The organism is Serratia nematodiphila DZ0503SBS1 (assembly GCF_000738675.1).
GTDB classification, from domain to species: domain Bacteria; phylum Pseudomonadota; class Gammaproteobacteria; order Enterobacterales; family Enterobacteriaceae; genus Serratia; species Serratia nematodiphila.
In genome coordinates this window covers 142,406-160,219 of the sequence record NZ_JPUX01000002.1, presented here as the reverse complement: position 1 = coordinate 160,219, position 17,814 = coordinate 142,406, and the positions used below count along the sequence as shown (strand labels likewise).

At 63.4% G+C, this 17,814-nt stretch carries 19 protein-coding genes and 1 pseudogene; 13 read left to right on the top strand and 7 right to left on the bottom strand.

What is annotated here, in order from left to right; all coding sequences use genetic code 11:
- Positions 1–6: 6 nt before the first annotated feature.
- Both JL05_RS21345 and JL05_RS21340 read right to left on the bottom strand, forming a co-directional pair.
- Complete coding sequence (locus JL05_RS21345; RefSeq protein ID WP_100245537.1) at positions 7–894, bottom strand: oxidoreductase; 888 nt, start codon at positions 892–894, stop codon at positions 7–9.
- A gap of 78 nt (positions 895–972) precedes the next feature.
- Positions 973–2,409, bottom strand: coding sequence for an aminotransferase-like domain-containing protein (locus JL05_RS21340; protein WP_033633787.1), 1,437 nt, complete (start codon positions 2,407–2,409; stop codon positions 973–975).
- 180 nt (positions 2,410–2,589) lie between these two features.
- On the opposite strand from JL05_RS21340, the gene JL05_RS25050 reads away from it, so the two are divergent.
- From JL05_RS25050 to JL05_RS21330, 3 genes are all read left to right on the top strand, one after another.
- Positions 2,590–2,772 carry a DUF1127 domain-containing protein gene (locus JL05_RS25050; RefSeq protein WP_072010125.1) on the top strand — a complete coding sequence of 61 codons (183 nt, stop codon included), beginning with the start codon at positions 2,590–2,592 and terminating at the stop codon, positions 2,770–2,772.
- A 9-nt stretch (positions 2,773–2,781) separates the two neighbouring features.
- Positions 2,782–3,405, top strand: coding sequence for a glutathione S-transferase family protein (locus JL05_RS21335; protein ID WP_004939402.1), 624 nt, complete (start codon positions 2,782–2,784; stop codon positions 3,403–3,405).
- Positions 3,406–3,632: 227 nt separating this feature from the next.
- Positions 3,633–4,763 carry a Gfo/Idh/MocA family protein gene (locus tag JL05_RS21330; protein ID WP_015377116.1) on the top strand — a complete coding sequence of 377 codons (1,131 nt, stop codon included), beginning with the start codon at positions 3,633–3,635 and terminating at the stop codon, positions 4,761–4,763.
- Positions 4,764–4,865: 102 nt separating this feature from the next.
- Here the strand turns inward: JL05_RS21330 and JL05_RS21325 are convergent, their stop codons facing one another.
- The 3 genes from JL05_RS21325 to JL05_RS21315 are packed head-to-tail and all read right to left on the bottom strand — an operon-like array spanning position 4,866 to position 7,997.
- Positions 4,866–6,737 carry an amidohydrolase gene (locus JL05_RS21325; protein WP_033633786.1) on the bottom strand — a complete coding sequence of 624 codons (1,872 nt, stop codon included), beginning with the start codon at positions 6,735–6,737 and terminating at the stop codon, positions 4,866–4,868.
- 21 nt (positions 6,738–6,758) lie between these two features.
- Entirely contained in the window at positions 6,759–7,304 is a 546-nt protein-coding gene (locus tag JL05_RS21320) for an antibiotic biosynthesis monooxygenase (protein ID WP_004939393.1), read from the bottom strand.
- A 48-nt stretch (positions 7,305–7,352) separates the two neighbouring features.
- Positions 7,353–7,997: a hydrolase gene (locus JL05_RS21315; RefSeq protein ID WP_004939390.1), complete on the bottom strand. Its 645-nt coding sequence runs from the start codon at positions 7,995–7,997 to the stop codon at positions 7,353–7,355.
- Positions 7,998–8,137: 140 nt separating this feature from the next.
- Between JL05_RS21315 and JL05_RS21310 the strand changes: the two genes are divergently transcribed.
- From JL05_RS21310 to JL05_RS21270, 9 genes and pseudogenes are all read left to right on the top strand, one after another.
- A complete protein-coding gene (locus JL05_RS21310; protein ID WP_004939387.1) occupies positions 8,138–9,049 on the top strand; it encodes a LysR substrate-binding domain-containing protein in 912 nt (303 codons plus the stop codon).
- 43 nt (positions 9,050–9,092) lie between these two features.
- Positions 9,093–9,455 carry a cell envelope integrity TolA C-terminal domain-containing protein gene (locus JL05_RS21305; protein WP_033633785.1) on the top strand — a complete coding sequence of 121 codons (363 nt, stop codon included), beginning with the start codon at positions 9,093–9,095 and terminating at the stop codon, positions 9,453–9,455.
- 139 nt (positions 9,456–9,594) lie between these two features.
- Positions 9,595–10,071: an OsmC family protein gene (locus tag JL05_RS21300; RefSeq protein WP_033633784.1), complete on the top strand. Its 477-nt coding sequence runs from the start codon at positions 9,595–9,597 to the stop codon at positions 10,069–10,071.
- An 89-nt stretch (positions 10,072–10,160) separates the two neighbouring features.
- A complete protein-coding gene (locus tag JL05_RS21295; protein ID WP_031299703.1) occupies positions 10,161–11,219 on the top strand; it encodes a fatty acid desaturase in 1,059 nt (352 codons plus the stop codon).
- 13 nt (positions 11,220–11,232) lie between these two features.
- On the top strand, positions 11,233–12,162 hold the full coding sequence (gene osmF, locus JL05_RS21290) for a glycine betaine ABC transporter substrate-binding protein OsmF (protein ID WP_033633783.1): 930 nt from the start codon (positions 11,233–11,235) through the stop codon (positions 12,160–12,162).
- 67 nt (positions 12,163–12,229) lie between these two features.
- Positions 12,230–13,383: pseudogene (locus tag JL05_RS21285) on the top strand (ABC transporter permease).
- A complete protein-coding gene (locus tag JL05_RS21280; protein WP_016928556.1) occupies positions 13,380–14,315 on the top strand; it encodes an ABC transporter ATP-binding protein in 936 nt (311 codons plus the stop codon). Before JL05_RS21285 ends, JL05_RS21280 begins: the two are co-directional and overlap by 4 nt.
- Positions 14,312–15,085, top strand: a complete 774-nt coding sequence (locus tag JL05_RS21275) for an ABC transporter permease (RefSeq protein ID WP_004939366.1) — start codon at positions 14,312–14,314, stop codon at positions 15,083–15,085. Before JL05_RS21280 ends, JL05_RS21275 begins: the two co-directional genes overlap by 4 nt.
- 28 nt (positions 15,086–15,113) lie before the next feature.
- Positions 15,114–15,875: a phosphate/phosphite/phosphonate ABC transporter substrate-binding protein gene (locus JL05_RS21270; protein WP_081877850.1), complete on the top strand. Its 762-nt coding sequence runs from the start codon at positions 15,114–15,116 to the stop codon at positions 15,873–15,875.
- A 6-nt stretch (positions 15,876–15,881) separates the two neighbouring features.
- On the opposite strand, the gene JL05_RS21265 is transcribed toward JL05_RS21270, so the two are convergent.
- Positions 15,882–16,601, bottom strand: a complete 720-nt coding sequence (locus tag JL05_RS21265; RefSeq protein ID WP_033633781.1) for an SDR family oxidoreductase — start codon at positions 16,599–16,601, stop codon at positions 15,882–15,884.
- A gap of 134 nt (positions 16,602–16,735) precedes the next feature.
- On the opposite strand from JL05_RS21265, the gene JL05_RS21260 reads away from it, so the two are divergent.
- Entirely contained in the window at positions 16,736–17,647 is a 912-nt protein-coding gene (locus JL05_RS21260) for a LysR family transcriptional regulator (RefSeq protein WP_033633780.1), read from the top strand.
- Here JL05_RS21260 and JL05_RS25625 read toward each other — a convergent pair.
- Positions 17,635–17,811 carry a hypothetical protein gene (locus JL05_RS25625; protein ID WP_004939348.1) on the bottom strand — a complete coding sequence of 59 codons (177 nt, stop codon included), beginning with the start codon at positions 17,809–17,811 and terminating at the stop codon, positions 17,635–17,637. The genes JL05_RS21260 and JL05_RS25625 overlap by 13 nt on opposite strands.
- Positions 17,812–17,814 lie beyond the last annotated feature (3 nt).

The window sequence follows — 17,814 nt, the reverse complement described above, 5'->3', positions numbered from 1 at the left end:
GGCTCCTTAGGATTTTCCCGTCACCACCGCCGCCATCGCGGCGTGATCCGGCGAGCTGTCGTCGTGGTCGGTGCTGAGACTGAGGGCGCGAAACGCGGCGTCCTCCGCCTGGCGTTCTGCCAACACCTGCGCCGCCATATGCACCGCGTCGCTGCCGAGCAGCAGGCGTAGCGGAGGGGCTTCCAGCGCCGCCAACTGCAGGATCGCCTGCGCCGCCTTGGCCGGATCGCCGGTTTGGCTGCCGTTATGCTGCTGCAGGAAGGCCAGCATCGGCCCCAGCGTCGGCTGATAGGCTTCGCCGATCGGCGCAATGGTCATTGAAGAACCGGCCCAGTCGGTGCGGAAGCCGCCGGGTTCGACCATCGTCACCTTGACGCCGAAGGGGGCCATCTCTTTGGCCAATGATTCGGAGAACCCTTCGACCGCCCACTTGGCGGTATGGTAGGCGCTGAGGCCGGCAATGCCGAGGCGAGCGCCGATGGTGGCGATCTGGATGATGTGGCCGCTGCCCTGCCGGCGTAATATCGGCAGCGCCGCGCGGGTGACGTTGAACACGCCGAAGAAGTTGGTTTCGAGCTGCGCGCGAAAATCGGCTTCATCGGCTTCCTCCACCGGCGCGATATTGCCGTAGCCGGCGTTGTTGACCAGCACGTCCAGCCGACCGAAGCGTTCAATCGCCGTGCGCACCGCGCGTTCGGCGGCGGCGGCGTCGGTGACGTCGAGCGCGATCGTGGCGACCCGATCGCCGTAGCGTTCCACCAGCGGCTGCAGCTGTTGCGGCTGACGGGCGGTGGCGACCAGACGGTGCCCGGCGGCCAACACCGCCTGCGCCAGCTGTTGGCCCAGGCCGCGGGAACTGCCGGTGATTAACCATACCTGTGACTGAGACATCATGACCTTCCTGATTGCGAGTGGGTGTGATGCCACTTTAGAGCGCTGGGCAGCGCAGCGATAATCCGATCGCGTCAAGATTTAATCCGATTGCGCCAAACTGTCGGCCGGCATCAGCCGCTGGATGGTGGCGCCGACCTTCTGCACTGCCATCTCGATCTCTGTCGTCAGCGTCGGCGCATAGTTGATGCGCAGGCAGTTGCGGTACTTGCCGGCGGCGGAAAAGATGCTGCCGACGGCGATTTGTACGCCTTGCTGTTCAAGATGGCGGTTCAGCCGCAGGGTGTCGAACGCCTCGTCCAGTTCGATCCACAGCATAAAACCGCCGCGCGGCCGGCTGACGCGGGTGCCGGCCGGGAAGTGTTTCAGGATAAGATCGGTCATGCGGTCGCGGTTCTGCTGGTAGCGGGCGCGCATGCGCCGCAGGTGCTGCAGGTAATGCCCGCCGCGGATAAATTCGGCGATCGCCAGCTGCGGCTGGGTAGCGGTGGCGCCGGAGCCGATGAACTTCATGTGCAGCACCCGTTCCAGGTAGCGGCCGGGCGCGATCCAGCCCACGCGCAGCCCCGGCGCCAGCGTTTTGGAAAACGAGCTGCACAGCAGCACGCGGCCGTCGTCGTCGAATGACTTGATGGTGCGCGGCCGCGGGTAGTGATAGGCGATGTCGCCGTAGACATCGTCTTCGATGATCGCCGCGTCGTGGCGCTGCGCCAGCGTCAGCAGCCGCTGTTTGTGGGCGTCGGGCATGATGTAGCCCAGCGGATTATTGCAGTTGGGCGTCAGCAGGATGGCCTTGACCGGCCACTGTTCCAGCGCCATCTCCAGCGCGGCCAGGCTGACGCCGGTGAGCGGATCGGTGGGGATTTCCAGCGCCTTGATGCCCAGCCCCTTCAGCGTCTGCATGGTGCCGTGGAAGCAGGGCGAATCGACCGCCACGATGTCGCCGGGTTGGCAAACGGCGCGCAGCCCGGCGGAGATTGCTTCCTGACAACCGGTGGTGATCAGCAGCTGATCGGGGCCGATTTGGCAGCCGGAGTCCAGCAGCAGACGGGCGACCTGTTCGCGCAGCGCGGCCACGCCCTGAATGCTGTCGTAATACAGACTGCGCAGGTCGCCGTGGCGGGCGGCGTTGCGCAGGGCGACGATCAGCGGTTTCATCGTCGGTTCGGCGATATCCGGAATGCCGCGCCCCAGCTGGATCAGGCCTTCGCGCGGCCGGCTGCGCACCAGTTCCAGCACCTGCTCCCATTGCGAAATGTCCACCGGCCGCTGCACCGGCGCCGTCATGGCGGGCAGCTCGGCCTGCGCGCGCCGCGTATGCACGAAGTAGCCCGACTTCGGCCGCGCTTCCACCAGGCGCTGTTCCTCGAGCAACCGGTAGGCTTGCTGCACCGTGCTGATGCTGACGCCGTGCTCCTGGCTCAACGCGCGCACCGAAGGCAGGCGATGGCCGGCCGGATACAACCCTTGCTGAATGCGTTGGCTGAGAATGGCGGCCAGCGTGGCGTAGCGTGTCATACAGAGGCCTCTCATCGGTGGTCAGGATTAAAAAACCGGTACAGATACGTTCAAAATAAACCATTCAGCGGGTTTTTTGGCGCAGCTGTATGAAAAAAATAGCGCTAGCGTGAATCTGTATTGTTTTTTGCCTGGCGCGCATCATCACTACCAGGCGAAAACATCAGGGGGAATAATAAGATGGCTCTGTTTGATGGCATGACGATGTGGCGACGGGTAGGCTGGTCACGCTGGCGTTGGTATTTGTTGCGTCGCAGAACGCGCAGAGAGTTACTGCTGCTGAACGACAGGCAGCTGGCGGATATCGGCCTGACGCGGGCGGATGCCTGGCGGGAAGGGTATAAACCGTTCTGGAGAGAATAAGGAAAGTGAATGCTGAAATTATTGGGTAAAGCCTCATCGATCAACGTGCGCAAAGTGTTATGGACCTGTCAGGAGTTGGGGCTGACGCTGGAACGGGAGGACTGGGGCAGCGGTTATCGCTCCACGCAGGAGCCGGCGTTTTTGGCGCTCAATCCCAACGGCCTGGTGCCGGTGCTGATCGACGGCGAGCGGGTGCTGTGGGAGTCGAATACCATTTGCCGCTATCTGGCGGGGCGGGAGGGGCGGCAAGATCTGCTGCCGCAGGCACCCGGCGCGCGCGCGGCGGTGGAGATGTGGATGGACTGGCAGGCCACCGATCTGAACGGCGCCTGGCGCTACGTGTTTATGTCGCGGGTGCGTGGGCATGCGGATTATCAGGATGCCGCCAGCCTGGCAGCCGCCGAGCGCGAATGGAACCGGCTGATGGGCTTGTTGGACGCACATCTTGCGCAGCACGGCCCTTATGCCGCCGGCGCCGCCTTCACGCTGGCGGACGTGGTGCTGGGGCTGTCGCTGAACCGCTGGCTGATGACGCCGTTCGAGCGGCCGCATTATGCGGCGCTGGCGGCCTATCAGCAGCGCCTGTTGCAACGCCCTGGCTACGTGCAGCACGGTGCTAACGGTTTACCGTGATATGAAATAAACGGTTCATTTCATCTTGTCCGGATACGCCGGCCGTGTCCGGACTTTCCTCATTGCATCATCCCGTCAACGTTTCATGAACGGCATCACGAATATGAACTTTATTTTCCTGTGTGCTTGTTATTGAAATTTATATTCCATATAAACCCGTTATCAACCGGCGCGTTTCATTGAGCGACGCCTGGTTCTACGCAGAATTTTGGTCACGGGAGAAAATGATGAAACAGGTACGCGTTGGGTTAATCGGCACCGGTTATATCGGGCGTTGTCACGCTATCGCCTATGCGCAGGCCGCCACGGTCTTTCCTCTGAAAGGGGACCTGGTGCTGGAGATGCTGGCGGAAGTGACGCCCGAGCTGGCGGCGCAGCGCGCGGCCGAATTCGGCTTTGCGCGCTCGACCGGCGACTGGCGGCAGCTGGTCGCCGATCCGGCGATCGATGTGGTGGACATCTGCGCCCCCAACTTTTTGCATAAAGAGATGGCGCTGGCGGCGATCCGCCACGGCAAGCACGTGTATTCGGAAAAGCCGCTGGCGCTGGACGCCGCCGACGCGGCGGAGATGGTGCAGGCAGCGCGCGCCAAGGGGGTGAAAACGCTGGTCGGTTTTAACTACATGAAAAACCCCACCAGCCAACTGGCGCGCGAAATTATCGCCAACGGTGAAATCGGCGAGGTGGTGCATTTTTACGGCACCCACAATGAGGATTATCTGGCCGATCCGCGCACGCCGATCGACTGGCACTGCCGCCGCGCCAGCGCCGGGTTAGGCGCGCTCGGGGATCTGGCGGCGCACATCGTCAATATGGCGCACTACCTGGTGGGCGATATCGTGGCGGTTTCCGGCGATATGCAGACCGTGATCAAACAGCGCCCGGATCCGCAGGACCCGACGCGCCTGCACCCGGTGGAAAACGAAGATCAGGCCAGTGCGTTGCTGCGTTTCGCCGGCGGCGCGATGGGCACTATCGAAACGTCGCGCATTGCCTGCGGGCGCAAGATGGGGCTGACCTATGTGGTTACCGGCACCAAAGGCACGCTGAGTTATACCCAGGAACGGATGGCGGAGCTGAAGCTGTATCGGCACGATGAACCGGCGGAGCGGCAGGGGTTCAAGACGCTGCTGGTGGGGCCGAAGCACCCGGACTATGCGGCGTTTTGCATCAGCGCCGGGCACGGCATCGGCTTTAACGATCAGAAGACGGTGGAGATCCGCGATCTGGTCAACGGCATCGCCGCGGGCGATCGCATGTGGCCGGACTTTGAAGAGGGCTGGAAGGTGTCGTGCGTGCTAGACGCGATAGCCGCCTCCGCCGAACAGCGGCGCTGGCTGGAGATCAACCGCGATTGAAAATGAAATGGCGCTCTCCCGTGGATAGCGCCATTAATTTATTATGTTGCCATCTTAATAGCTTATTAAGTTAACTTTATAATAAGTTATTAGCTTGATAACTTAGAACGAGAAACACGAACAGCCGAACGCGCCCCAGAAGGCATTCTCGTCCGACACCGGGATGCTGGAGCGGCGCGCGATGTCATGCTGGTGTGCATGCACGCCGCACGGACCGCAGCATTGATGCGCCTGGCTCACTACCCCGACGCGGGCCGCCGCCGACGGCGGTGCGGAGCGGTAATGGCCCGGCACCTGGGTGACCGGCGACCACTCCGGCAGCACCGGCAGCGGGGGCGGCGCCAGCGGCGAGAAGCTGCCGGCGGCGTAGACCACTTTGCCGTCCACCACCGTCATCACCGACTCGATGCCTTTGATCTGCTCTTCCGGCACGCTGAAGTAGTCCTGCGACAGCACCGCCAAATCCGCCAACTGGCCGACCTTGATCTGGCCTTTCTTGCCCTGCTCGGTGGAGAACCAGGCGCTGCCTTGCGTCCACAGCATCAGCGCCGTTTCGCGATCCAGCCGCGCGCTGTCGTCGTACATCGCCATGCCGCCGACGGTGCGGCCGGAAACCAGCCAGTACAGCGCCGTCCACGGGTTGTAGCTGGCGACGCGGGTGGCGTCGGTGCCCAGCCCGACCGGCAGCTCGGCCGCCAGCATTTTCGCCACCGGCGGCGTATGTTTGGCGGCTTCGATGCCGTAACGGTCGGCGAAATACTCCCCCTGGAACGCCATGCGGTGCTGGACTGCAATGCCGCCGCCCAGCGCCTTGACGCGCTCGATATTGCGCTCGGTAATGGTTTCGGCGTGGTCGAACAGCCAGTGCAGGCCGTTGAACGGAATATCGCGGTTCACCTTCTCGAACACGTCCAGCATGCGGCTGATGGATTCGTCATAGGTGGCGTGCAGGCGGAACGGCCAGCGGTGCTCGACCAGATGGCGCACCACTCGCTCCAGTTCGTCTTCGGTGCCCGGCGGCAGATCCGGGCGCGGCTGCAGGAAGTCTTCGAAGTCGGCGGCGGAAAACACCAGCATCTCGCCGGCGCCGTTGTGGCGATAGAAGTCGGTGCCCTGGCCCGGCTTGAGCATGTCGGTCCACAGCTCGAAGTCTTCCAGCTCCTGTTTAGGCCGCTGGGTGAACAGGTTATAGGCGATGCGGATGGTCAGCTGCTTTTTCTCGTGCAGCTCGGCGATCACCTGATAATCCTCCGGGTAGTTCTGGAAGCCGCCGCCGGCGTCGATGGCGCTGGTGAGACCGAGACGGTTCAGCTCACGCATAAACTGGCGGGTAGAGTTGACCTGCTGCTCCAGCGGCAGCTTCGGCCCTTTCGCCAGCGTGGCGTACAGGATCATGGCGTTGGGTTTGGCGATCAGCATGCCGGTCGGGTTGCCGTTGGCGTCGCGCTGGATCTCGCCGCCCGGCGGGTTCGGCGTGTCTTTGGTGTATCCGACCACTTTCAACGCCGCACGGTTAAGCAGCGCGCGATCGTAGAGATGCAGAATAAATACCGGCGTGTCCGGCGCCGCCTGGTTGATTTCGTCCAGCGTCGGCATGCGGCGCTCGGCGAACTGGAATTCGGTCCAGCCGCCGACCACCCGCACCCATTGCGGGCTCGGGGTGCGCAGCGCCTGTTCTTTCAACATGCGCAGCGCGTCGGCCAGCGAGGGCACGCCTTCCCAGCGCAGCTCCAGGTTATAGTTCAGGCCACCGCGGATCAGGTGCAGGTGCGAGTCGTTCAGGCCCGGAATGGCGGTGTGGCCGTGCAGATCGATCACCTGGGTTTCCGGCCCGGCGTGCTGCATGACTTCGCTTTCGCTGCCGACCGCCAGAAACTTGCCGTCGCGGATGGCGACCGCTTGCGCGGTGGGGTGTTGGCGATCGACGGTGTGAAACTTGCCGTTGGTGATGATCAATGAAGCGTGGTGGTTCATAACATTCTCCCGGCGAACCGCCTAACGGCGGGTCAGCCATTGATGAAAAACGCGAGTCACGATAGGCATCCACAGGTACACCACCAGGGCGACCACGGTGGCGTCATTGAGAAAATGGCCGAGCAGCGAGCCGTCCAGCTGCGGCAGCACCCGTCCCCAAAACCAGGGCACCAGATTGGTGGATGGAAAGATCACCAGCAGGGTGATGATGAACTGCTTCCACTGGGGCGGCTGGCGCACGCTGGGGTTGGGCGGGGTAAACCAGAACTCTGCGCCGGGGCGGATCTCGATATGGTCGTTCTCCAGCAACAGCGGAGTGACTTCTTCGATGTATTGCTTGCGCTGCGGCGAGTTGAGCCAGCGGTAGAGATTGTCGAGATTGTCGAAGCGGACCAGCACCGTATAGGCCTGTTCGTCGCCGGAAGGGCGAATCACGTTGACGCCTAAATGGCCGGTGAAGCCTGCGGCGTCGGGCATGATGCGGTTCAGCCAGGCCTCATAGGCCTGTTCGTTCCCCGGCGCCAAACGGTGGGTGATCACCAGCGTGACATGCTGCGGATGGGCCATAAAACCGACTCCTGAAAATACCCCGGCGCGAGGCCGGGGCAAGGGGAATTATTTCACCGTGCGGGCCGGTGCGTGGTGCACCATGGTGTAAGCGTAGTCGACGCCCATGCCGTACGCGCCGCTGTGTTCGCGCACCAGCGCCATCACCGCGTCGTAGGTATCTTTGCGCGCCCAGTCGCGTTGGTACTCCAGCAGCACCTGCTGCCAGGTCACCGGTACGGCGCCGGCCTGCACCATGCGGTCGATCGAACGTTCGTGCGCATCGACGGAGGTGCCGCCGGAGGTGTCGGTCACCACATACACTTCATAGCCGGCTTCCAGCGCCATCAGCGCCGGGAAGGTCAGGCACACCTCGGTCCACAGCGCGGAGATCACCAGCTTTTTACGGCCGGTGGCTTCCACGGCTTTAACGAAGGCCGCGTCTTCCCAGGAGTTCATCGAGGTGCGTTCAATCGGGGTGATTTCAGGGTGTACCGCCAGCAGTTCCGGCCAGATATAGCCGCTGAAGCTTTCGGTTTCGACCGAGGTGAAAAGGGTGGGAACGTTGAAAATCTTGCCTGCCTTCGCCAAACCAACAACGTTGTTTTTCAGTTGCTGACGATCAATATTAGCCACGCCGAAGGCCATTTGTGGTTGATGATCGATAAAAATCAGTGCGGAATTGTCTTTATCAAGCAGTTGAAACTTGGACATAATTTACCTTCCCAGTGATATTTCGGTTGAACATCTGATGAGTGTAACGCCGATAAAACCCATGGTAGGCAGAGGGCGATTTCAAAGATACCGCAGAATTTTTGCCGACTTGTTGAGTTTTTTTATACACGGGAGAAAGCATGAGATTAAACCTGGAAGCGCTGCTGATTTTGGACGCGCTGGACCGGCACGGATCTTTCGCCGCCGCGGCCGCCGCACTGTTTAAAACCCCTTCGGCACTGAGCTATATGGTGCAAAAGCTGGAGAACGATCTCGACATCACCCTGCTCGATCGCTCCGGGCATCGGGCGAAGTTCACCGATACCGGCAAGCTGATGCTGGAAAAGGGGCGGGTGCTGCTGCGGGCGGCGCAGGATCTGGAGCAGCAGGCGCGCTATGTCGAAAACGGCTGGGAAAGCGAAATCACGCTCGGGATTGACGCCTCTTTCCCGTTTGCCCGCCTGTTGCCGCTGATCGACGAGTTCTATCGGCAGCATCACCATACCCGGCTGCGTTTCAGCCACGAAGTGCTGGCCGGCTCCTGGGAGTCGCTGGTCTACGGTTGCGCCGACATTATCATCGGCGCCATCTGCGAGCCGCCGTCACGGGTGGGCTATGCGTTCAGCAGGCTGGGGCAGCTGGATTACGTGTTCGCCGTCGCGCCGCAGCATCCGCTGGCGGCATTGCCGGAACCGTTGCCGAAGGACGAAATCCGTCAGCACCGGGCGGTGGTGGTGCGCGACACTTCGCGCGTCAACGCGCCGCAGAGCCTGAATCTGCTGGAAGAGCAGGATACGCTGACGGTCTTCGGTTTCGACGCCAAGCTGCAGGCGCAGCTGGCCGGGCTGGGCTGCGGCTATCTGCCGCGTTCTTTGGCGGAACCTTACCTGAACAGCGGCGAACTGGTGGCGAAACGCGTCGAATCGGAACGCTGCAGCGACATCGCCTATTTCGGTTGGCGGGAAAGCGCCAGCGGCCTGGCGGCCAAATGGTGGCGCGAACGGCTGCAGCGCTACGCGGACGACGGCGAGGCCTACCCGGCGGCGCAGTGAGGGCCGCCCGATAAGGATAAATCCCCCAATAAGGACATCGGGAATGAAAAAGACACTAAGCCTGTTGGCGTTGTTGTTGCTGAGCGGCTGCGGCGCCGGGCGCGAGGCCGGCATGCCGTTGCCGCAGGCCCCGGCACTGGCCGCAACGCAGCTCAGTTATCCGGAGCGGGTACATAACGCGGTGAGCCGTGAGCTGCGCTTGCCGGAACATGCGCACGGTCAGCGTTGCACCCTTGCTATCCGTTTGCAGCCGGACGGCAAGCTGGCGAGCAGCAAGATCGTAAGAGGCGATGCGCCCCTGTGCGCAGCGGCGAGCGCTGCGGTGCAGCGCGCGCAGTTTCCGCCGATGGCCAGCGCCACTGAATACGCATTGTTCAACGCTGTGGTGCTCGATTTCGTTCCCTGAAAGCATGTGATCGACGGGCCGCTTGCGCGGCCCGTTTTTTCTCGTTTCGCCGTTTGCATCTTCGCGCTTTTCCGCCAATAGTGTTCTCCGGGCATGCAGCAAGGCGATTTTTCATTGGCCGGCCAACGGGAGACAAGGCATGAAAGGTGAGCATCATTATCAGGTGGCGGTCACCTGGCAGGGGAATTTGGGGGCAGGCACCGAGGATTACCGCGCCTATGGGCGCGATCACCTGATCGGCGCAGTGGGCAAGGCAGACATCGCCGGTTCAGCCGATCCGGCCTTTCGCGGTGACGCGACGCGTTGGAACCCGGAGGATTTGCTGGTGGCTTCGCTCAGCGCCTGTCACAAATTATGGTATCTGCATTTATGCGCTACCTCGGGCATTTCCGTACTGGCCTATCAGGACAACGCCGTCGGGGTGATGCGCGAAGATGCGGCGCGCGGTGGCTTTTTCACCTCGGTGACGCTGCGGCCGCAGGTCACGGTGCGCGACGGCGACGATCTGCAGCTGGCGCAACAGCTGCACGAGCAGGCGCATCACCTGTGCTTTATCGCCAACTCGGTGAATTTCCCGGTGGCGTGCGAACCGCAGACCGAGTACGCAACCCGCTGAATTTTCACTTAGCTTTGCCATTTTCGTTATTTTGAACGTCACTGCGGCTCACCGATACTGGGGGAAAATCCCCAACCGCGAGCCGCAGCATGTCCCACGCCCACTATTTGCACCCTGAACAACGCGACCGCATCCGGCGGCTTCATCGGCGCTGGCACTGGCGGCTGGAGTTGCCCACCTGGGGGATCATGGCGGCAGTGTACGGCGGCTGGTTCGGCGTGGCGCATTATTGGCAGGCGCTGGGCCCGTGGCTTGGCGCGCCGCTGCTGATCCTGCTGACCACCGGGTATATGTCGCTGCAACACGAGCTGATCCACGGCCATCCGACGCGCTGGCCGCGCGTCAATCAGCTGTTCGGCCTGTTGCCGCTGGCGGTGTGGTATCCCTATGGGCTGTATCGGGATTCGCATCTGCGCCACCACCGCAACGACCACCTGACCGATCCGCATGAAGATCCCGAAAGTTACTACTTCAGCGCCGCGCAGTGGCGGCGTTATCCCCGCCTGCTGCCGTTATTGGCCGCGGTGCGCAATACGCTGATCGGCCGGGTGCTCCTCGGCCCGGCGCTGGATATCGTCACCACGCTGTTCGGCGCAGTGAAGACGCTTGCAGCGGGCGATCTGCGCGCCTGGGCGATGTGGCTGGCGCATCTGTCGCTGTTGGCGGCGCTGCTGCACTGGCTGCAGATGCAGGGCATCGGCGCGGCGTTTTACCTGTTGGCCATCAGCTACCCGGCGCTGGCGCTGACCAAGGTAAGATCGTTTTTTGAGCATCGCGCCGTGGACGCACCGCAGGCACGTTCTATTATTAATGAGGCGGGCTGGCCGTGGCGGCTGCTGTTTCTCAATCTGAACTACCATTTAGTGCATCACGATTTGCCCGGCCTGCCCTGGTATGGCCTGCGCGAAGTCTATCTGGCGGAACGCGAGGCGTATCAGCGCCGCAGCCAGGGATTCGTCGCGCAGGGTTATGGCGAGTGGCTGCGCGATTACGCACTGACGCCGATCGACGTCGGCGTGCATCCGCTGAGCGCCGGCGAACGGCGGGAGGAACGTGATGTCCTGCCGAAGAAAAAACTTATTGCGCGCTGGAAGCGCGTTTCTCAGGATTTTCCAACCGAACTGGCCCATGAGCCGGAAAACATATAACCAGAGGAAAAGTATGGCAATCACCTTATCACGCGGACGTTCCTTTGCCGTCGCGCTGGCTCTGCTGGCCGTCGGCGGTCTGGCACAGGCGGCCGACTCGGTGCGCGTCGGCTCCAAGATCGATACCGAAGGTTCGCTGCTCGGCAACATCATCGTGCAGGTGCTGGAAGCCAACGGCATCAAAACCACCAACAAGCTGCAGCTCGGCACCACCAAGGTGCTGCGCGGCGCCATCACTTCCGGCGAGATCGACATCTACCCGGAATACACCGGCAACGGCGCGTTTTTCTTCTCCGATGAGAAAGATCCGGCGTGGAAGAACGCCCAGGCCGGCTTCGAGAAGGTGAAGCGGCTCGACTACGACAAAAACAAAATCGTCTGGCTCGATGCGGCGCCGGCCAACAACACCTGGACCATCGCCATTCGTCAGGACGTGGCGGACGCCAACCATCTCAAAACGTTGGCGGATCTCGGCAAGTGGATCAACGGCGGCGGCAAGTTCAAGCTGGCGGCCTCGGCGGAATTTATCGAGCGGCCGGATGCGCTGCCGGCGTTCCAGAATGCCTACGGCTTCAAACTGAATCAGGATCAGCTGCTGTCCCTGGCCGGCGGCGATACGGCGGTGACCATCAAGGCGGCGGCGGAGCAGACCTCCGGCGTCAACGCGGCGATGGCCTACGGCACCGATGGCCCGGTGGCGGCGCTGGGGCTGCAGACGCTGGCGGATCCGAAAGGCGTACAGCCGATCTACGCGCCGGCGCCGATCGTGCGTGAAGCGGCGCTGAAGGCGCACGCCAATCTGCCTGAGCTGCTGAAGCCGGTGTTCGCCTCGCTGGACGGGCCGACGCTGCAAAAACTCAACGCGCAGATCGCTGTGGAAGGCCAGGACGCCAAACAGGTGGCGGCCGCTTACCTGAAAGAGAAAGGGTTTGTTAAGGGATAATGCCGAGGTGCCCCCTTTGCCGTCGGGAGAGGGGGTAAACCGAGGGAGCCGGAGCGTTTCTTTGACTATCGCCGTAAAACATCGCGTCTTGTTGACGCTGTTCATGCTGTTGCTGCTGGCCGCGTTCGGCTTGCCGTTCCTCAGTTATGCCCCCAATCGCCTGTTGTCGGGCAAAAGCCTCTCCTTGTTCTCCCTGCTGCACGGCCCGGCGCTGTGGTTGCTGTTGCCGCTGGCGGCATTGGCGATCCTCAGCCTGTTGCCGCCGACGCGGGGCGGGCGCTGCTGGCGGCGCTGGCCGCCTGCGGGGTGCTGACGCTGGCGTTCTGGATCAGCGGGCAGGCCGCCGGGCGTCTGGCGCAGGAGGGATCGCGCCTGGCGCGCACCTCCTGGGGCAGCGGCTGCTGGTTGACCATGGCGCTGAGCCTGCTGATCGCCGCCGACGCCATGGCGCGTCTCACCGCGTCGCACCTGCGGCGGATGCTCGGCAACGCGCTGGTGCTGGTGCCGCCGGCGCTGCTGCTGTTCGGCCATCAGCTCGATCAGCTGTCGCTGCTGAAGGAGTACCATAATCGGCAGGAGGTGTTTGACGCCGCGTTGCTGCAGCACCTGACCATTCTGCTGGCGACGATGGCGCCGGCGCTGGCGATCGGTGTGCCGCTCGGGGTGCTGTGTTTTCGTTCCGAGCGCTGGCAGCGGCCGATCTTCTCCGTGTTGAACATTATCCAGACCGTGCCGTCGATCGCGCTGTTCGGCCTGCTGATCGCGCCGCTGGCGGGGTTGGCGGTGGCGGTGCCCTGGCTGGCGGAACACGGCGTCAGCGGTATCGGCATGGCGCCGGCGATCGTGGCGCTGGTGCTGTACGCGCTGTTGCCGCTGGTGCGCAGCGTGGTGGCGGGGCTGCAAAGCGTGCCGGCCGGCGTGATTGAGTCCGCCACCGGCATGGGGTTGACGCGCGGGCAGATCTTCCTGCGCGTGCAGCTGCCGTTGGCGCTGCCGCTGTTCCTGACCGGCGTGCGCATTCTGGCGGTGCAGACCGTCGGCATGGCGGTGGTGGCGGCGCTGATCGGCGCCGGCGGTTTTGGCGCCATCGTATTTCAGGGGCTGCTCAGCAGCGCGCTGGATCTGGTTTTGCTGGGGGTGATCCCGGTGGTCATGATGGCGGTCATCGTCGATTCGCTGTTTAAATTTTGGGTTTCAATCCTGGACGTATCGCGCCGATGATTCACTTTGAGCAAGTCAGCAAAATTTTTCAGGGCAAGCCGGCGGTGGACGATCTCACGCTGCACATCGCCGAGGGCGAATTCACCGTGTTGATCGGCACCTCGGGTTCCGGCAAGTCCACGACGTTAAAAATGATCAATCGCCTGATCGAACACGATCGGGGCAAGATTCTCTTTGCCGGCGAAGAGATCCAGTCGTTCAAACCGCAGGATCTGCGGCGGCGCATGGGCTATGCGATCCAATCGATCGGCCTGTTTCCGCACTGGACGGTTGAGGAGAACATCGCCACCGTGCCGCAGCTGCTGAAATGGCCGCGCGCGCGCATTCGCGATCGGGTGACCGAACTGTTGGAGCTGCTGCATTTGGAGCCGGATCTGTTTCGCCGCCGCTATCCGCACCAGCTGTCCGGCGGGCAGCAGCAGCGGGTGGGGGTGGCGCGCGCATTGGCTGCCGATCCCGAGGTGTTGCTGATGGACGAACCGTTCGGCGCGCTGGATCCGGTCACCCGTGCGGCGCTGCAGGCGGAGATCGCGCGCATCCATCAGCTCTCCGGCCGCACTATCGTGCTGGTGACGCACGACATCGACGAAGCGCTGGGCCTGGCGGATCGTCTGGTGCTGCTCGATCAGGGGCGGGTGGTGCAACAGGGCACGCCGCTGACGCTGTTGACCGCCCCGGCCAACGATTTCGTGCGTGATTTCTTCGGGCGCAGCGATCGCGGCATCAAGCTGCTGTCGCTGGGGACGGTGGCGGAGCGGGTGCGACCCGGTGTCGCCGGGGGCGAGCCGATCGCCGCCGCCATGAGCCTGCGCGAGGCGCTGTCGGTGTTTGTGGCGCGCGGCAGCGACTGTCTGCCGGTGGTGGATGAACGGGGCGAAGCGTTGGGGGTGTTGCACTTCAACGATCTGATCGCCGGGCAGGCGCTGTCATGAGCGGGCGCATCGGGCGCCTGCTGCGCGATCCTTTGCCCTGGACGCTGGCGCTGCTGTTGGCGCTGGTGTTCGGCATGGATCATCTGCGCGGCCTGTTCGCCGCCTGGTTCCCCGATCTGGAGCGGCCCATTTACCAGCAGGACAGCTTTATCGCGCTGGTGGGGGCGCACCTGTCGCTGGTGGCGATCTCCAGCCTGATCGCGGTGGCTCTCGGCGTGGCGGCAGGCGTGGCCGTGACCCGACGCAGCGGCCGGGAGTTTCGTTCGCTGGTGGAAACGGTGGTGGCGGTGGGGCAGACCTTCCCGCCGGTGGCGGTGCTGGCGGTAGCGGTGCCGGTGATGGGCTTCAGCGAACAGCCGGCGATCATTGCGCTGGTATTGTACGGCCTGCTGCCGATCCTGCAGGGCACGCTGGCGGGCATCGAATCGGTGCCGCCTGCCACGCGCGAGATCGCCCGCGGCGTGGGGATGAGTGCCTGGCAAATTCTGTGGCGGGTTGAACTGCCGCTGGCGGCGCCGGTGATCGTCGCCGGGATCCGCACCTCGGTGATCATCAACATCGGCACGGCGGCCATCGCTTCCACCGTCGGCACCAAGACGCTCGGTTCGCCGATCATCATCGGCCTGAGCGGCTTTAACACCGCCTATGTGATCCAGGGCGCGGCGGTTGTGGCGTTGTTGGCTATTATCACCGATATGCTGTTCGAACGTTGGGTGCGTTATCTCACCGCCTGGCGTCAGCAGACGCTGGCGACCACTCCGGCGGGGTAAGGGGGAAATGATGCAGGTGTCTCTACCGATGTACGGCGTTGGCCGGGAGCAGGCCGAATCCTTCTGGCAGGTGTTGCGCGACAAGCTGCTGCGGCTGGGGTTGCCGGCGGCGCCGGAACGGCTCAGCTGGCCGGACGATCTGGCGCAGCACTGGCGACGCGAGGATCTCTTGCTCAGCCAAACCTGCGGTTATCCGTTGGTCAGCAGTCTGCCGCAGGTACAGTTGATCGGCACCTATCATTATCGGGTGGAAGGGTGCGACGGGCCGAATTACCGCAGCTGGCTGGTGGTGCGCGCGGACGACCCCGGCGAGCGGCTGGCGGATTTTCGCGGCCGAACGGCGGCGTATAACAGCACCGATTCCCAGTCTGGCTACAACGGCCTGCGCGCGCTGATCGCGCCGCTGGCGCAGGACGGGAAATTCTTCGGTGCGGCTATCGCCTCCGGCGCGCATTATCAGTCGCTGCAGCTGATCCGCAGCGGGCAGGCGGATATCGCCGCCATCGATTCGATCAGCATGGAACTGCTGCGCCGCGCACAGCCGCAGGCGTTGGAGGGGCTAAAAATCATCGGCCGCACGGCGGCGGTGCCGGGCCTGCCGCTGATCAGCGCAGCCGGCACGCCGCCGGAACAGGTGGAAATCCTGCGCGCCGGCGCCCGAGCGATGCTGGATGAGGCGGTCAGCGACCGCCTGCTGATCGGCGATTTCAGCCTGGTGCCGCGTTCGGCCTACCAGATTATCACCGTGCTGGAACAGCAGGCCGCCACGCAGGGCGTGACGGCGCTCTAGCCGCCGTTACAGCAGGCCGCCGCCGTCGATGTCGATCACGCTGCCGGTGACGAAGCCATTCTCCATCGCCAGCAGATAACCCGCCGCGACGTCGGCCGCCTGCCCGACCCTACCGACCGGCAGGCTGACGCCAACCCGTTCGAACAGCGCCTGACGCTGTGCGGCGCTCATGCCGTCGTAGGCTTCGGTGGCGGTGATGCCGGGGCTGACTACGTTCACCCGCCGCGGCGCCAGCTCCTTCGCCAGCTGTTTGCCGACCGCTTCCAGCGCGGCGTTGATGGCGGTTTTGACCAACTGACCGCCGAGGTATTTGCGCGACAGCTGGCCGGAGGTCAGGGTGATCGAGCCCTGCGGCGCCAGCGTCGGCAGCGCCGCCTGCACCGCGCGCAAACTTCCCCAGAATTTGACGTTGAAGTCGGCCTGCGCCTGTTCAAGGACGGTCTCCGCCAGCGGCTTCGCGTCCACCAACGGCCCGGCGGTGATCACCAAATGGTCGAAAGCGCCGACGGCGGCGAACAGCGCGCGTAGCGACGCGTCATCGGTCAGATCGGCCTGCATCAGGCGCAGCGCGTCGTTCTTCTCCCCGGCGTGAGGGAGACGACGCGAAGCCAGCACCACTTCAGCGCCGCGCGCCGCCGCCGCGTAGGCCACCGCGGCGCCAATGCCGCTGGTGCCGCCCAGGATCACCAGCTTTTGTCGTTTCAGGGGGGAGTCAGGAATCGTCATGTTAAGGCCTCTTTTTAGGTAAGTTTCAACGGGATCTATCTTTCCTGATTGAAAATGAGGAAAAAAGCCCGCCTAATAGCAAACACTTGTAAATTAATATTAATAATTGATTGGGCTAAAAAGAGAGGGAGCAGATGACCTCATTTGTCGATCTCGAGGTGTTTGTCCGCACGGTGGACGGCGGCAGTTTTTCCGCCGCGGCGCGCGCGCTGGATATCACGCCGGCGGCGGCCAGCATTGCGGTGAAAAGGCTGGAGCAGCAGTTGGGCGCGCGGCTGCTGGTGCGCTCCACCCGCAGCCTGAGGCTGACGGAGGAGGGGGCGCGCTATCTCGACAGCGCGCGCCTGGCGCTGGGGGCGTTGGCCGAAGGAGAGCAGGCGATCCGCGAGAAGCATCAGGGGCTGTCCGGGGTGCTGCAGATTTCCGCGCCGTCGGATTTTGGCCGCAATCTGCTGCTCGGCTGGCTGGACGAGTTTCGGCAACAGCATCCCCACATTCAGCTGCAGCTTCTGATCAACGATCGGCAGGCGGATCTGTTCCGCGAACCGGTGGATGTGGCGTTGCGCTTCGGGCCGCTGGCCGACTCTTCGCTGGTGGCGCTGCCGATCCTGCCGCAGCATCGGCGGCTGATCTGCGCCAGCCCGGATTATCTGCGGCGGCATGGCGCGCCGCAAACGCCGGCCGATCTGGTTCGGCACAGCATTCTGGTGTATCAGCCCAGCGGCAAACGGCAGGTGGAATGGCGGCTGTGGCGCGGTGAGGAGCTGGTCGAGCTGCCGCTGAACGGCAGCTATTTTACCGATGACGGTGAGGTCGCGCGGCGATGGGCGCTGGCCGGGCACGGCGTGGTGCGCAAGTCGGCGATCGACGTGGCGGCGGATATTCGCGCCGGGCGGTTGATGCAGCTGTTACCGGAATGGCGCAGCGACGCGGTGCCGATCAGTTTGGTCTGCCCGCATCGTTCGCAGGTGTCGGAGCGCGTCAGGCAACTGCAGCGCTTTTTACAGCAGCGCTGCCAGCGCTGGATGGACGATCACTTGGCCTGAAGAGTTTCGGTTTGCGCCGGCGTAGCGGCGGTATCCCCGGCAGGCGCGCTTTCTTCGTGCGGGGTGGTGGAACGGGTGTAGATGTTCAGCCCGGCGAGGAATACGCCGCCCAGAGAACCGAAGGCGCACAGGGCGATGACGATGACGAACGCTTTTTTCAGCATAGG